This is a genomic window from Pseudomonas sp. GM18, from assembly GCF_000282195.1.
Taxonomy (GTDB): domain Bacteria; phylum Pseudomonadota; class Gammaproteobacteria; order Pseudomonadales; family Pseudomonadaceae; genus Aquipseudomonas.
The window spans coordinates 23,962-36,973 of the sequence record NZ_AKJT01000029.1 but is presented as its reverse complement, the minus strand read 5'-3'; the positions used below and the strand labels follow the sequence as shown (position 1 = coordinate 36,973).

Sequence of the window (13,012 nt, the reverse complement as noted above, 5' to 3'; positions counted from 1 at the left end):
GATCGTTTCCCGTAGCAGCTGCTACACAGTCTGTGTTTCAGTGACGGCGCTTGAGGGTGTCGGAAGGCAATTCGCCGAACTGTTTGCGGTAGCTGTCGGAGAACCGGCCCAGGTGCAGAAAGCCGTAATCCATGGCCACTTCCGTGACGTTGCGCACGTTGCAGGTCGGGTCGCTCAGGTTGGCGTGAATGCGTTCGAGCTTCTTCTGCCGGATGTAGTTTTTCGGCGTGTCCCCCGCATTGCGTTCGAACAGCCCATACAGCGAACGCAGGCTCATCCGTGCCTGGCGCGCCAGTTCTTCGCTGTCGATGTCTTGCTTGAGGTTGCAGGCGATGTAATCGACCAGCGCCTCGAACGTGGCCGAGGCTGAACCGGGATCGGTGCGCATGACGTTGGTCTTCATCAGGCCGAGCATCTTGCTGACCACGATTTGCGCATAGTGCTCCTGCACGCGGGGAATCGGCTCGGCGGCTTCCGCCTCCTGGCAAATCATCGCCAGCAGACCGACGAAGCCTTCCAGTTGATTGAGCTGATAACGGTTCTCCAGAAACCGCACGCCCTGCCCCGGATACCGCCAGCGCTGCTCCTCGCACACCGACTCCAGCAGCCGGGTGGGGACTTTCAGGATGAATTTTTCGCAATCGCTGGAATAGGTCAGATCCACCGGATCGTCCGGGTTGATCAGCAGCAACTCACCGGGCGCGAAGTAATGTTCCTGACCGTGGCCACGCCACAGGCAGTTGCCGCGCAGCAACACCTGCAAGTGATAGATGCTGTCCAGCGCGCCGGAGGTAACCCGCACGCTGGCGCCATAACTGATGCGGCACAGGTCGAGGCTGGCGAACTTGCGATGATCGAGGCTCGCCAGCGGCCGGCCGGCCCTGGACATCTGGAGGCAATGGTTGCCAACGTGCTGATTGACGTAGCCGGACACCGCATACGGGTCGGCATGGTCGAAGACTCTGCTGCGATGACTCAACAATTGCGCTTGCATCATCGGTTCACTCTCATTGTTGTTATCAGTGGCGCCGCCATTCTAGGGAACTGGCCGAAACACAGAAGGCCACGAGATAAACGGTCGGTTATCTCGTGGCCCGGCTCGGCTGGTCGAGGGTATCAGTCCTCGAGTGCGCGGACCCGTTCGTGGCGTTGCTGCTCCTCGGGCTGGGCGGACGACTGCAGGGTGAAATCGAAATCGATTTCGGCAAAACGACCGCTCACACCATGGGCCGCCGCACGCTGCGGATCGTCACTGAAAGTGATTTTGGCGATCAGTTCGTCACGGGTGGCGTAGGCGAAATCGTCATGCAGGTACTGATCGCCATCGAGGTTGATCTGGGTGGTCAGGTGACGATGATCCGGCGCCGAAATGAAGAAGTGAATGTGCGCCGGCCGCTGGCCATGACGGCCCAGTTGATTGAGCAATTGCTGGGTCGGACCGTCCGGCGGGCAACCGTAGCCCGACGGTACGATGCTACGGAAGCGATAACGGCCCTCGGCATCGGTGACGATCCGGCGACGCAGGTTGAACTCGGACTGAGTGGTGTCGAAGTACGAATAGGTGCCGCCGGTATTGGCGTGCCAGACATCCACCACCGCCCCGGCCAGCGGTTCGCCGGCGGTGTTGCGCACCTGGCCTTGCATGAACAGAACCACACCCGGATCGACGCCATCGTCCAGCCGCGCCTCGAAGTTCGACAGCGGCGCGCCGGCCACATACAGCGGCCCTTCGATGGTCCGCGGGGTGCCGCCGGATTTGCCGGCCTGCTCGTCTTCGGCGTCCATCAACAGGTCGAGGTAATGCTCAAGACCAAGCCCGGCCACCAACAGACCGGCCTCCTGCCGCGCGCCCAGCACGTTGAGGTAATTGACGGCTTTCCAGAATTCTTCCGGGGTCACGGCCAGGTCTTCGATGATGTTTACCGAATCGCGCAGGATGCGGTAAACCAGCGCTTTGACCCGCGGATCGCCGGCTTCGTTGAGCAGGCCGCTGGCTTCTTCGAGAAACTTCTGGACACTGGCGGTGTGGGAAATCTTGACGTTCATGGTGGATCCTCATCTTGTAATTATTAGCGTAGCGAACTGAACAGGCGGGGTTCAGCGGTCATCCTCGCGAATGGAAGAAGGATGCCGGCACAGCGCGTTGACCTCGATGGCCATGTACGGGTACAGCGGCAATTGCATCAGCAGGTCGTGCAGTTCCTGAACGCTGTCGACATCGAACACGCTGTAATTGGCATAGAGCCCGGCGATGCGCCACAGATGACGCCATTTACCTTGCTCTTGCAGGCGCTGGGCCAGGGCTTTCTCGTCGGCCTTGAGCTGAGCAGCGCGCTCCGGGTTCATGTCGACCGGTAAATTCACGGTCATTTTTACGTGAAACAGCATGATGCCCTCCTCAGGCTTGATGAACGGCAGTGGATGTCTTATCCCGGCGGAAAAACGCCAGGCGCTCTTCGTCCAGGCTCAGGCCCAGCCCCGGTGTTGACGGGACGTGCAGTTGGAAATCGCGGTAGACCAATGGCTCGCTGAGGATGTCTTCGGTCAGCAGCAACGGGCCGAACAGCTCGGTATCCCAGCTCAAAGTGTTCAGCGTGACAAAGGCATGGGCCGAGGCCAGCGTGCCGATGCCGCCTTCGAGCATGGTGCCACCGTACAGGCCGATACCGGCCGCCTCGGCAATCGCGGCGGTTCGCAGCACGGCGCGCGGGCCGCCGTTCTTGGCGATTTTCAGAGCGAATACTGAAGCGGCGCCTTCCCGTGCCAGGTTAAAGGCATCTTCCACGCATTCGATGGATTCATCGGCCATGATCGGCGCCGGGCTCATGGCATTCAGGCGCACCATGCCGGCGCGGTTATTGCGCGAGATCGGTTGTTCGATCAGGTCGATGCCGTTGGTGCCGAGGATCCGGCAGGCCCGCAGAGCGACTGCTTCGTCCCAGGCCTGATTGACATCGACCCGCACACTGGCGCGATCGCCCAAGGCCTTTTTGATCGCAATAACGTGAGCCAGGTCGCGATTAACCTCGCCAGCGCCGATTTTCAGCTTGAAGATCCGGTGGCGGCGCAGGTCGAGCATCTTTTCCGCTTCAGCGATGTCCTTGGCCGTGTCGCCGCTGGCCAGGGTCCAGGCCACCGGCAACGCATCGCGAACCCGTCCGCCCAACAGTTCGCTGACCGGCAGGACAAGGCGCTTGCCCTGGGCGTCGAGCAAGGCACTTTCGATACCCGATTTGGCGAACGTGTTGCCACGAATGCTGCGCTCCAGGCGCAACATCGCGGCATTCACATTGCCGCTGTCCTGGCCGATCAGCAGTGGCGCGAAGTGTTTGTCGATGTTGGTCTTGATGCTGTCCGGGCTTTCGTTGCCGTAGGCCAGGCCGCCAATGGTGGTCGACTCACCGATACCCTCAATGCCATCGGCGCAGCGCACCCGAATGATCACCAGGGTCTGGTTCTGCATCGTGTGCATCGCCAGCTTGTGCGGGCGAATGGTCGGCAGATCGACGATGATCGTCTCGATCGATTCAATGGCTGTTGCAAGCATGTCGCGATACCCGTCAGGTTCTTAAAGTTCTGGAACCGATTCTGGTACGGCTTTTTTCGGGAAGCCAATATAGAATTGGTCTGACTCGATACCTTAAAGGTATTTAACAGTTCGGCATCCGGAGGCCCCATGGAACTGCGTCACCTGCGGTATTTTCAGGTGTTGGCTCAAACCCTCAACTTCACCCGCGCCGCCGAACTGCTGCACATCGCCCAACCGCCGCTGAGCCGGCAGATCCAGCAGCTGGAAGACGAACTCGGGGTTCTACTGCTGGAGCGCGGCCGACCGTTGAAGTTGACCGACGCCGGACGGTTTTTCCATGAACACTCCACCGCCCTGCTCGAACAATTGGGCAAGGTCTGCGACAACACGCGGCGGATCGGCCTGGGCGAAAAGACCTGGCTGGGCATCGGCTTTGCGCCCTCGACACTCTATGGCGTGCTGCCGGAACTGATTCGCCGGTTGCGCAGCGGTGAGCCTCTGGCGCTGGAGTTGGGGCTCTCGGAAATGACCACGTTGCAACAGGTGCAGGCGCTCAAGGCCGGGCGCATCGATGTCGGCTTCGGGCGCATCCGCATCGACGACCCGGCCATCCTGCAGACCGTACTCACCGAAGATCGACTGGTCGCCGCCCTGCCCGCCGGCCATCCGCTCCTCGCCAGGCCCATCAGCCTTCGTGAGCTGGCGAAAGAACCTTTTGTGCTCTACCCCGGCAACCCGCGCCCGAGTTACGCCGACCACGTGATCGCGTTGTTCGAAGCCAGTGGCGTGCACATCAAGGTGGCGCAATGGACCAACGAGCTGCAAACGGCGATTGGTCTGGTGGGGGCGGGAATCGGGGTGACGCTGGTACCGGCCTCAGTGCAGTTGCTGCACCGCGACGACATTGGCTTCACCCCGGTGCTGGAAGACAACGCGACCTCGCCGATCATCCTCAGCCGGCGCGTGGGCGATGTGTCGCCGGGGTTGAGTCATTGTTTGCAGATGATCGATGAACTGCTGCCGCGCGACAGACCTGCAAACTAGGCCACGACACCAGCGAACGCTCGGCGACCGGCGCGCATTTCTGTGCGAAGTTCGCCGATCAGGTTGGAAATGTCGCGAATACTGGTTAACGCGGCGGGCGATACACCGGTGATCAACAGCTCAATCCGCCCGGTGTCGTGATCGAAGACCTTGATTCGCAAGGTTTCATCGCGGTTCACGGTGCATTCGCAGGAGAGCGGCTTGAAACCGGACTCGATAATCTGGCAAAGCTGCTCAATTGGAACCATGACAGACGCCCCTCCATGGACGGTTTTCCGATTGGATCCACTGAGATTAGTTCAGCTTGCGCAATGCGCCAGTGAGCTTCGTAGGAGCTGGCGAGCCCGCGTTCGCCGTAGCAGCTGTCGAGCCTGCGAGGCTGCGTTCGGCTGCGCAGCAGTCGTGAATCCGGCTGGCGGGGTTTGCCTGATGCACCGCAAGTTCTGGTTTGACGACTGCTGCGCAGCCGAACGCAGCCTCGCAAGCTCGACAGCTGCTACACAGTCAATCACCCCCGACGTCGTTCAGTGAGCATCCCCATCCCATATCCAATTCCAGATTCCCGGCAAACGAACAGGCTCGGAACTCTGCTTGACGGTGCGCGCCATGGCCGCCCGTTGCAGCGCCGTCGTGTCGTCGTAAAACGGTTTCTGCGCCGTGGCCAGACCGGTGGCGTTGGCACTGTCGAGGAGGATTTGCAGGTATTCGCGGGTGTGCCGGGCGGTATAGCGGTTGAGGTCGTGAAAGGTCACCACCACCGGAATCACCCCGTCCACCGTCGGCAACTCGCCAAGGGCGATACGCTCACGGACTTCGGACAGCTGCCGCAGCATATTGGCCCGCCGCCGAGGGCTGGCGTTAAAGCCCCAGATCTTGCCGTCATTGGCGCTCAGGTCGGTCAGCAGTACGTGCATGCCATGCTGTTGGTAGGCGGCGAAGGTGCGCTTGTCGTAGTTCCAGAACGGCGGACGCACCAGGATCGGCGAGGCGCCAGTGATCGCTGCAATGTCTGCGCTGCCATTGGTCAGCGATTGTTCCAGTTGTTCCGGGTCCAGGGAGCGATGGTTGGTGTGGTGGGGCGTGGCCGTGTGGAAGCCCAGCAGATGCCCTTCGGCCTGTTCGCGCCGCATGATCTGGCGGCCCACGTCACTGCCGCCGGCGCCTGTGGCGCGGGTCTGCACGAAGAACACGGCTTTAATGTCCGGTTGCAGCGGATTGCGCGCAAGGCTGTCGAGCACGGTAACGGTCGGGTTGTAAAAACCGGAGGCGCTGGGCCCGTCGTCGAAGGTCAGCAGAAAACGGATCGGCGCTTGCGCGCGCAGGCGCTGTTGCGTCTGCGGCGTCATTTCGATGGGCGCGGCGATGCAGCCAAACAGGCCGACTGCGATGGCGAATACGGATAGAACCTTGATCAACTGCTTCATGTTTTGCCTTGGGCCTGACCTTGCGGCCGTCACGTTTAATGGCAAAAACCCCTCGCCCATTCATCCCTTCGATCGACCCGCCAATCGCTGCGAGCCGAGGTTGGATAAGGGTACACAGTGTTTGGTTCCAGCGCCCGCTCCTGCGGCTTGCGTTATGCCCTCGGTTTTCGACTTTCGAGGCTTTCTGTTATCGGGTCAATGCCTGCTGAAACGAGTTGTCGATGATCGGCGCCGTGGCCAGGGCGGCCGGCAGTGCCTTGACCTTGAACAGAAAGTCCGCGGTGCTTTGCAGATCCGCCGCGGCCTGCTGATCCACCGGGCCGACGGTCATGTGCGCCTGACGCAGCCAATGACGCGACACGTCCTGATCAAGGTTGGCCTTTTTCGCCCACAGGTCGGCGTACTCGTCGGTGTGGTTGTCGACCCAGGTGCGGGCCTTTTTCAGGCGCACCAGGAAGTCGGCAATGGCTTCGCGTTTGCTGTCGATCGACGGCGTTGACGCGGCGATGGCGCTGAGGCCGGGCATCAGGTTTTTAGCCGTGAGAATCGGCCGGGCGCCGGAGAACAGAATCTGTTGGGAAATGTACGGTTCCCACACCGGGAACGCGTCGATGCTGCCTTGGGGCAACGCGGCAGCCGCATCGATCGGCATCAGTTTGATGAAGTCGACGTAGTTGTCCGGCAAATCGGCTTGCTCCAGGGCCCGCAGGGTCAGCTGCTGGCTCCAGGCGCCGGGCCAGTACGCGACTTTCTTGCCCTTGAGATCGGCGATGGATTTGACCGGCGAATCCTTGGGCACCAGCAAGGCGATGGTGTCCGGGTTCTGCCGCGACACGCCAATCAGCTTCACTGGTGCCTGTTTGGCGGCCAGAAACAGAAACCCCGAATCGCCGAGAAAGCCCAGGTCCAACGCGCCGGTGTTCAGCGCCTCGGCCAGTGGCGCGGCGGCCTGGAAGTGCTTCCAGTCGACGGTATAGGGCGCCCCTTGCAACACACCCGAGGCCTCCACCGACGCGCGAATGTTGTAGTAATTCTGATCGCCGACGTGCAACACCACGGGGTCGGCGCCGTAGCTCAAAGGCGCGGCAAACAAGGCGCTGGTCAACAGACCGCGCAGGAATCGGGACAGGTTCATCGGGGGCTCCTGGAACGTCATTTTTATAGACCATAACGCTCTTACAGATACCGTATTAAATTCTATTTGTGCATAAGCTCATGACCGGGAACAGTCGGTGTCTGCCCAGCAACAGTGACTCAACAGACTGTTTTCCCCGGTGCACTCCGATCCCCCGTCATCCGCCCCAACCCCTGATAAACCGGCAATTCCAGGACATGGCACAGAGCCTGCAATATTCCCATTACGCAGGACGCACTCAAGAAAAATGATTTTTCGGAAATAAGAATTTCGCCGCCTTGCCTGGAGCTGTCCCATGAAACCGATCTTCCGTTTTGCCAACGTCAGGTATCTGCTCAGCGCCTGCGCTCTGGCCCTGAGCCTGCCGACCTTCACCCAGGCGGCTGAAACGTCGCCCGCCGAAGTGCATCTGGACTACGCCTGGTACTCGCCGGTCAGCCTGGTGCTCAAGCACTTCGGTTTTCTGGAAAAGGCCCTGCCACAGACCAAAGTCAGCTGGGTGCTGAGCCAGGGCAGCAACCGTTCGCTGGAATACCTCAACAGCGGCGGCGTCGACTTCGCCTCGTCCGCCAGCCTCGCCGCAGTGCTCAGCCGGGCCAACGGCAGCCCAATCAAATCGGTTTACGTGTACAGCCGCGCCGAGTGGACGGCGTTGGTGGTGCGCAAGGACTCGCCGTACAAAACCGTGGCCGACCTCAAAGGCAAAAAAATCGCCGCGACCAAAGGCACCGACCCGTACCTGTTCACCCTGCGCAGCCTGCAACAGGCCGGCCTGACCAAGGACGATGTGGAGCTGGTGCACTTGCAGCATCCGGACGGTCGCACCGCACTGGAGAAAGGTGAGGTCGACGCCTGGGCCGGGCTGGATCCGCACATGGCCGCGAGCGAAGTGCAGGCCGGTTCGCGCCTGCTGTACCGCAACACCCACTTCAACAGTTACGGCGTGGTCAGCGTCACCGAGACCTATGCCAAAGGACATCCGAAAACCATCGAAACCGTGCTGAGTGCCTACGAAAAAGCGCGCGAATGGGCGGTGAAAAACCCTGACGAACTGGCGAAGTTGCTCGCCACCGAGTCCGGTCTGCCGCTGGAAGTGGCCAGGCTGCAACTGTCACGCACCGATCTGAGCAGCCCGCAATTGAGCGCTCGGGATGTGATCGCCTCCAAGGCTGCCGCGCCGATTCTGGTCTCCGAAGAACTGGTTCGCCGTGGGGTAAATGTCGATCAAGTGATCGATCAGTTGATCGACACCGGCTTCAAAGAAACTGTGGCCCGTCAGTAACGATTGTCGAATCCGCGCCTGGCGCGGATTCGTCGTCACTGGAGAACGCCCATGACCAGCAACAGCAAAGACCTGCCCGCCAGCCTGACGTTGCCCGCGCCGCGCCGCCTGAGCAACGCCTGGCAATTGCGCCTCAAAGGCCTGGCCCTGCCAGTACTGATCGTCCTCGTGCTGGAGTTCGTCGTGCGCATCGGCTGGCTGCCGTCCTACCAAATGCCGGCCCCGAGCGACATCGCATTGACGTTAAGAGACCTCGCCGAAGGCGCGCTCTGGAAGCACATCAGCGCCAGCCTGCTGCGGGTGCTGCTGGGGTTCGTCATTGGCGCCAGCCTGGCGCTGGTGTTCGCCGCGTGGGTCGGTTTGAGCCGTGAAGCCGAAGCGTATCTGGAGCCGACCTTCGCCGGCCTGCGCTCGATTCCGAGCCTGGCCTGGGTGCCGCTGTTGTTGCTGTGGCTGGGTATCGACGAGACCTCGAAAATTGTCCTGATCGCCATTGGCGCGTTCTTTCCGGTGTACCTCAACGGCGTCGCGGCGATCCGCGATATCGATCGCAAACTGGTGGAAGTCGGGCAGATGTACGGCTTTAGCCGGCGTCGACTGGTGAGGCGGATTCTGCTGCCCGCCGCCCTGCCCGGTCTGTTCACCGGGTTGCGCAGCGGCATGAGCCTGGCCTGGATGTTTCTGGTGGCCGCCGAACTGATCGCCGCGACCAAGGGCCTCGGTTATTTACTCAGCGACGGGCGCGAAACGTCACGCCCGGACATCGTGCTCGCCGCAATCATGGTCCTGGCGCTGCTGGGCAAACTCAGCGACGGCATGCTCGCGGGCCTGGAGAAACGCTTTCTGGCCTGGCGCGACACCTTCAACGGCCAAAGCGCAGAGGATTGAGCCATGACCGAACACTTGCTGGACATTCGCGTCGAGCGCAAAACCTTCGCCGCCACCACCGTCCTGAAAAACATCCATCTGCAATTACAGCCCCGGGAAACCGTCAGCCTGCTCGGCCCCAGCGGCTGCGGCAAAAGCACCTTGCTGCGGATCGTCGCCGGCCTGGAAAAAGACTTCCTGGGGGAGCTGCGCAATAACGCCGGTGAAGTCGCCTTCGTGTTTCAGGAACCGCGGCTGATGCCCTGGCTGACGGTCGAGCAAAACATCGGCTTCAGTGCCGACAGCCATTACGACAAGGCCTGGGTCGCGCAACTGATCGAAGAAGTCGGCCTCAGCGGTTTCGCCCAGGCCCTGCCCAAAGCGCTCTCCGGCGGCATGGCGCAACGGGTCGCCATCGCCCGCGGCCTCTACTCGCGGCCGCAGGTTTTGCTGCTGGACGAACCCTTCAGCGCGGTGGACGCCTTCACCCGGATGAAGCTCCAGGACCTGTTGCTGCAACTGGCCGAGCGCCACGCCATCGCCCTGCTGCTGGTGACTCACGACGTCGATGAAGCGCTGTACCTCAGCGACCGTGTGTTGGTGATGGACAACCGCCCCAGCAGCATTCGTCAGGAACTGGCGGTGGAACTGGCGCATCCCCGTGACCGGCGCGATCCCTTGCTCGCGCGGCTGAAAGCGTTGTCGTTGACCGAGTTGCAGCGGGCGCATGTCATCTGAAACTAAAAAGCCCCGCTATCCATGGCGGGGCTTTGGGGTCTGTGCAAACCGATCAGGGCTTCAGCGGGCGCTCCTGGTCGCGGTCCGACAACTCTTTACCGTCGTCGGGGTGCTTCCAGTGCGGCGTCGAACGCTTCTGCCGCTCGATTTCTTCCTCCGTTGGTTCATCGGTGTCTTCATCCAGGTCCGGACGCTTTGGTTCAGTGGCCATGTCCACCTCCCGTCCTCAAGGGATCATCCGTTAAGCGTAGAACAGTTTCGCGTCGGACGACTCAGAGCCACCAGCGCAGCAAAAAGAAAAAGCCCATGCTCAACAACATGCTGAGCAGAGTATTTCGGGTGTAAAGCACCAGGCCCACGGCCACCAGCGAACTGATCAGGTAGGGGTTATCCCACTGCAGGTTCAACTGTTTGTCAGGCATGAACACGATCGGCCCGCAGATGGCGGTGAGCATGCCCGGCACCGCGAAACCGAGGAACTGCCGGGCATTGCTGCTCAAGCGCACCGGCAGCCGAGGTTCGAGAAATACGTAGCGGTTCAGGAACACCAGCAGGCCCATCCCGATAATCACAGCCCAGACCATCATGTGCGCCCCACGTAGAGTTTGTTGCAGATAAACCCTGCAGTCATGCCCGCCAACCCCGACAGCACCAGCGCCGAGCCCCATTGCCAATAGCTGAACAGCACCGAACAGAACAGCGAGACCGCCACGCAAACCACTGTCGGAACGTTGCGCACCACCGGCGTGATCAAGGCGATAAAGGTCGCGGCGATGGAGAAATCCAGCCCCAGGTGTTCAAGGCCCGGAATGCTGCTGCCCAGCACAATGCCCGCCAGGGTGAAGAGGTTCCAGGCGATGTAAAACGTCAGGCCCACACCCAAGGCGTACCAGCGATTGAACTGCTGTTTGTCATGCTGGCTGGTCAGGGCGAACAGTTCATCGGTGAGCAAAAAGCCCAGCCCGATACGCCAGCGGCCCGGCAGCGGGGAAATCACCGAGCGCATGCTCATCCCGTACAGCAAATGCTGGGAGGTCAGCAGCAACGTGGTCAACAGAATCGAAAAGACCCCGGCGCCGCCCTTGAGCATGCCGATGGCGACCAATTGCGCCGCGCCGGCAAACACGATGCTCGACAGCCCCTGGCCTTGCAGGGGCGTGAGGTTGGCTTCGATGGCCATGGAACCGGCCAGCAATCCCCAGGGCGCGGTCGCCAGGGACAACGGCATGATGGCCGCGGCGCCACGAAGGAATGCACTGCGCGGCATGAGTAAGTTGGACATAACGCTCTACAACCAGGGAAAGACTTCAGACTGTGCCAGCAGTCATGGCCGATGGCTTGAACAATCTTGCGCACTTGCAACGACTTCACGATTGACAAATACCCCGTCGGCTTTTAAAACTGGGCGCCTCATTCAGGGTGTAAGCAACCATGTCCGCAACTTTCAACCTCAACACTGTCGTCATTGGCTTGATTGCCAAGGCGCAAGGTTGCGTTGCGCACGCCCCTAAATCGAAGAAACAGTCGCTCATGTGACCGGGGCGCGCTGTCCCGTCAGATGAGCTGACAGGACATTGAGCGCGGCGGACACCTCTCCTCTTGCTGACTTCCTTCTACGCTTCTGACGGTGACGAAATCGGTCAACCTTCAGGAGAAAGTGCATGTCATCGTTTCAAGGTATCTGGGTTCCCATCGTTACGCCGTTTCACAATGGCGCGATCGACTTCGCCGGGCTGCGACGGCTGGTCAGTCATCTGCTGGAAAAAGGCGTCGATGGCATAGTGGTCTGCGGCACCACCGGGGAAGCCGCGGCGCTGGGTAAACACGAGCAACTGGCGGTGCTCGATGCGGTGCTGGAACAGGTTCCGCCAGAACGCGTGGTGATGGGCCTGGCCGGCAACAACCAAACCGAGTTGCTGCAATTTCAAAGCGAAATCCTGAAACGTCCCCTGGCGGGCTTGCTGGTGCCGCCGCCCTACTACATCCGCCCATCCCAGGCCGGCCTCGAAGCCTTTTTCAAGACCGTCGCCGATGCGTCCAGCGTCCCGATTATTCTCTACGACATTCCCTATCGCACCGGCATAGCCTTCGAGCAGGCGACCCTGCTCCGGATCGTCGCCCATGAGCGGATCGTCGCGATCAAGGACTGTGGCGGCAACCCAGCCAACACCTTCGCGCTGCTCTCCAGCGGTAACGTCGACGTACTGTGCGGTGAGGACAATCAGATCTTCGGCGCACTATGCCTGGGTGCCAAAGGCGCGATTGCCGCCTCGGCCCATGTTCATCCCGAACTGTTCGTGACGCTGTATCAACAGATTCGCGACAACCGTTTAGCGGCCGGCCGAACGACCTTCTTCCAGTTGCTGCCGCTAATCCACAGCCTGTTCATCGAGCCCAATCCCGCTCCGGTGAAAACTGCCCTGGCCCTTGGAGGATTGATCCACGACGAACTGCGAGCACCAATGCAACGCAGCAGTGAAAGCACGACGGTGCGTTTGAAAGAAGTACTGGCAGCGCTTGAAGGCGGCAATCGATAGAGCACAAGCGTCCAGCCCGAGTACCATGGAGCGATTCACCTAACGCGTCAGGGAATCGACATGTTTTACCGGATCGCCGCCGACGGGCTGGTGCTGTCTCACTTGTTGTTCATTCTGTTCGTGCTGTTCGGCGGGCTGCTGGTGCTCAAATGGCGCCACCTGATCTGGTGGCACCTGCCCGCCGCTGCATGGGGCGTGACCGTGGAAGTCTTCCACCTGACGTGCCCGCTCACCGAATGGGAAAACCGCATGCGCCACGCGGCCGGGCAAACCGGTTACGGCGGCGGTTTTATCGAACATTACGTGTGGCCGATCATTTATCCGGCCGGGCTGACGCCCACGATTCAACTGGCACTGGGCAGCGTGGTGCTGGCGCTCAACGTGTTGATCTATGCGCGGCTGTTCCGGCAATGGAAGCATCCGACCCGTTCAGGCAGTAACCACCGCTCCGGTTGA

The 13,012-nt window shown here is 60.9% G+C and carries 16 protein-coding genes; 6 read left to right on the top strand and 10 right to left on the bottom strand.

All coding sequences use genetic code 11. The features are described from left to right. Window positions 1-37: 37 nt before the first annotated feature. From PMI21_RS20325 to PMI21_RS20340, 4 genes are all read right to left on the bottom strand, one after another. The gene (locus PMI21_RS20325) at window positions 38-997 is read right to left on the bottom strand and encodes an AraC family transcriptional regulator (protein WP_007936030.1); all 960 of its coding nucleotides are present in this window, start codon (window positions 995-997) and stop codon (window positions 38-40) included. Between the two features lie 119 nt (window positions 998-1,116). Further along, window positions 1,117-2,046 carry a catechol 1,2-dioxygenase gene (gene catA, locus PMI21_RS20330; protein WP_007936028.1) on the bottom strand — a complete coding sequence of 310 codons (930 nt, stop codon included), beginning with the start codon at window positions 2,044-2,046 and terminating at the stop codon, window positions 1,117-1,119. A 51-nt stretch (window positions 2,047-2,097) separates the two neighbouring features. Then, on the bottom strand, window positions 2,098-2,388 hold the full coding sequence (catC, locus tag PMI21_RS20335) for a muconolactone Delta-isomerase (RefSeq protein WP_007936026.1): 291 nt from the start codon (window positions 2,386-2,388) through the stop codon (window positions 2,098-2,100). A 10-nt stretch (window positions 2,389-2,398) separates the two neighbouring features. Next, complete coding sequence (locus PMI21_RS20340; RefSeq protein ID WP_007936024.1) at window positions 2,399-3,547, bottom strand: muconate cycloisomerase family protein; 1,149 nt, start codon at window positions 3,545-3,547, stop codon at window positions 2,399-2,401. 129 nt (window positions 3,548-3,676) lie between these two features. Between PMI21_RS20340 and PMI21_RS20345 the strand changes: the two genes are divergently transcribed. Continuing rightward, window positions 3,677-4,573, top strand: a complete 897-nt coding sequence (locus PMI21_RS20345) for a LysR family transcriptional regulator (protein ID WP_007936022.1) — start codon at window positions 3,677-3,679, stop codon at window positions 4,571-4,573. Here the strand turns inward: PMI21_RS20345 and PMI21_RS20350 are convergent. The 3 genes from PMI21_RS20350 to PMI21_RS20360 form a co-directional block, all read right to left on the bottom strand. Continuing rightward, window positions 4,570-4,821 carry a DUF1652 domain-containing protein gene (locus PMI21_RS20350; RefSeq protein WP_007936020.1) on the bottom strand — a complete coding sequence of 84 codons (252 nt, stop codon included), beginning with the start codon at window positions 4,819-4,821 and terminating at the stop codon, window positions 4,570-4,572. The genes PMI21_RS20345 and PMI21_RS20350 overlap by 4 nt on opposite strands. 276 nt (window positions 4,822-5,097) lie before the next feature. Continuing rightward, entirely contained in the window at window positions 5,098-5,997 is a 900-nt protein-coding gene (locus PMI21_RS20355) for a polysaccharide deacetylase family protein (protein ID WP_007936018.1), read from the bottom strand. Window positions 5,998-6,184: 187 nt separating this feature from the next. Then, complete coding sequence (locus PMI21_RS20360) at window positions 6,185-7,132, bottom strand: ABC transporter substrate-binding protein (RefSeq protein ID WP_007936016.1); 948 nt, start codon at window positions 7,130-7,132, stop codon at window positions 6,185-6,187. A 295-nt stretch (window positions 7,133-7,427) separates the two neighbouring features. Here PMI21_RS20360 and PMI21_RS20365 point away from each other — a divergent pair, with 295 nt between their 5' ends. From PMI21_RS20365 to PMI21_RS20375, 3 genes are read left to right on the top strand one after another with little or no spacing between them, the layout of a single operon-like run. Then, window positions 7,428-8,414 (top strand): aliphatic sulfonate ABC transporter substrate-binding protein, encoded by a 987-nt coding sequence (locus PMI21_RS20365; protein WP_007936015.1) that lies wholly within the window; start codon window positions 7,428-7,430, stop codon window positions 8,412-8,414. A gap of 51 nt (window positions 8,415-8,465) precedes the next feature. Then, window positions 8,466-9,302 carry an ABC transporter permease gene (locus tag PMI21_RS20370; protein WP_007936013.1) on the top strand — a complete coding sequence of 279 codons (837 nt, stop codon included), beginning with the start codon at window positions 8,466-8,468 and terminating at the stop codon, window positions 9,300-9,302. 3 nt (window positions 9,303-9,305) lie between these two features. After that, a complete protein-coding gene (locus PMI21_RS20375; RefSeq protein ID WP_007936011.1) occupies window positions 9,306-10,019 on the top strand; it encodes an ABC transporter ATP-binding protein in 714 nt (237 codons plus the stop codon). A 52-nt stretch (window positions 10,020-10,071) separates the two neighbouring features. Here the strand turns inward: PMI21_RS20375 and PMI21_RS29690 are convergent, their stop codons facing one another. The 3 genes from PMI21_RS29690 to PMI21_RS20385 form a co-directional block, all read right to left on the bottom strand. Beyond that, a complete protein-coding gene (locus PMI21_RS29690) occupies window positions 10,072-10,230 on the bottom strand; it encodes a hypothetical protein (RefSeq protein WP_007936009.1) in 159 nt (52 codons plus the stop codon). A 61-nt stretch (window positions 10,231-10,291) separates the two neighbouring features. Next, complete coding sequence (locus tag PMI21_RS20380) at window positions 10,292-10,603, bottom strand: AzlD domain-containing protein (RefSeq protein ID WP_162830927.1); 312 nt, start codon at window positions 10,601-10,603, stop codon at window positions 10,292-10,294. Then, the gene (locus PMI21_RS20385) at window positions 10,603-11,301 is read right to left on the bottom strand and encodes an AzlC family ABC transporter permease (RefSeq protein ID WP_007936007.1); all 699 of its coding nucleotides are present in this window, start codon (window positions 11,299-11,301) and stop codon (window positions 10,603-10,605) included. Before PMI21_RS20385 ends, PMI21_RS20380 begins: the two co-directional genes overlap by 1 nt. A gap of 379 nt (window positions 11,302-11,680) precedes the next feature. On the opposite strand from PMI21_RS20385, the gene dapA reads away from it, so the two are divergent. Both dapA and PMI21_RS20395 read left to right on the top strand, forming a co-directional pair. After that, window positions 11,681-12,556 carry a 4-hydroxy-tetrahydrodipicolinate synthase gene (dapA, locus tag PMI21_RS20390; protein WP_007936005.1) on the top strand — a complete coding sequence of 292 codons (876 nt, stop codon included), beginning with the start codon at window positions 11,681-11,683 and terminating at the stop codon, window positions 12,554-12,556. A gap of 60 nt (window positions 12,557-12,616) precedes the next feature. Beyond that, entirely contained in the window at window positions 12,617-13,012 is a 396-nt protein-coding gene (locus PMI21_RS20395) for a DUF2784 domain-containing protein (RefSeq protein WP_007936003.1), read from the top strand.

Coding starts and splice junctions, on each gene's coding strand:
- PMI21_RS20365 (WP_007936015.1), top strand. CDS start 7,428: ATGAAACCGATCTTCCGTTTTGCCAACGTCAGGTATCTGCTCAGCGCC.
- PMI21_RS20350 (WP_007936020.1), bottom strand. CDS start 4,821: ATGGTTCCAATTGAGCAGCTTTGCCAGATTATCGAGTCCGGTTTCAAG.
- PMI21_RS20370 (WP_007936013.1), top strand. CDS start 8,466: ATGACCAGCAACAGCAAAGACCTGCCCGCCAGCCTGACGTTGCCCGCG.
- PMI21_RS20385 (WP_007936007.1), bottom strand. CDS start 11,301: ATGTCCAACTTACTCATGCCGCGCAGTGCATTCCTTCGTGGCGCCGCG.
- dapA (WP_007936005.1), top strand. CDS start 11,681: ATGTCATCGTTTCAAGGTATCTGGGTTCCCATCGTTACGCCGTTTCAC.
- PMI21_RS29690 (WP_007936009.1), bottom strand. CDS start 10,230: ATGGCCACTGAACCAAAGCGTCCGGACCTGGATGAAGACACCGATGAA.
- PMI21_RS20380 (WP_162830927.1), bottom strand. CDS start 10,603: ATGGTCTGGGCTGTGATTATCGGGATGGGCCTGCTGGTGTTCCTGAAC.
- PMI21_RS20360 (WP_007936016.1), bottom strand. CDS start 7,132: ATGAACCTGTCCCGATTCCTGCGCGGTCTGTTGACCAGCGCCTTGTTT.
- PMI21_RS20340 (WP_007936024.1), bottom strand. CDS start 3,547: ATGCTTGCAACAGCCATTGAATCGATCGAGACGATCATCGTCGATCTG.
- PMI21_RS20355 (WP_007936018.1), bottom strand. CDS start 5,997: ATGAAGCAGTTGATCAAGGTTCTATCCGTATTCGCCATCGCAGTCGGC.
- catC (WP_007936026.1), bottom strand. CDS start 2,388: ATGCTGTTTCACGTAAAAATGACCGTGAATTTACCGGTCGACATGAAC.
- PMI21_RS20395 (WP_007936003.1), top strand. CDS start 12,617: ATGTTTTACCGGATCGCCGCCGACGGGCTGGTGCTGTCTCACTTGTTG.
- catA (WP_007936028.1), bottom strand. CDS start 2,046: ATGAACGTCAAGATTTCCCACACCGCCAGTGTCCAGAAGTTTCTCGAA.
- PMI21_RS20345 (WP_007936022.1), top strand. CDS start 3,677: ATGGAACTGCGTCACCTGCGGTATTTTCAGGTGTTGGCTCAAACCCTC.
- PMI21_RS20325 (WP_007936030.1), bottom strand. CDS start 997: ATGATGCAAGCGCAATTGTTGAGTCATCGCAGCAGAGTCTTCGACCAT.
- PMI21_RS20375 (WP_007936011.1), top strand. CDS start 9,306: ATGACCGAACACTTGCTGGACATTCGCGTCGAGCGCAAAACCTTCGCC.